Source organism: Rhodococcus sp. AC861, from assembly GCF_979256035.1.
Genome location: NZ_CEEDMW010000039.1, coordinates 1 through 274 on the forward strand (window position 1 = coordinate 1; position 274 = coordinate 274).

Genomic DNA, 274 nt, shown 5'->3' on the forward strand with positions numbered 1-274 from the left:
CGTGAGCATCGGCAGCACCTTCGCCCACGATGTACCGGACTCGGTCTCCGACGACGCCGCCGCTCTGGTCGAGCCGCTGTCCGTGGCGATAGCGACGGCACGGAAGGCCGGCATCACCGGGGGAGCGCGCGTGCTGATCGCCGGCGCGGGTCCCGTCGGACTTCTCACCGCCCCGGTCTCGCGAGCGTTCGGCGCGACCGACATCATCGGGTCCGACATCTCGCCGAGCCGACGCGAGAGTGCCGCGCGCTACGGTGCGACGCGGGTCCTGGAC

The 274-nt window shown here is 72.3% G+C and carries 1 pseudogene; it reads left to right on the top strand.

Going from position 1 to position 274, the window contains the following annotated elements:
- Nucleotides 1–274 (top strand): annotated as a pseudogene (locus AC0IX4_RS23045) (NAD(P)-dependent alcohol dehydrogenase); the annotation flags it as partial.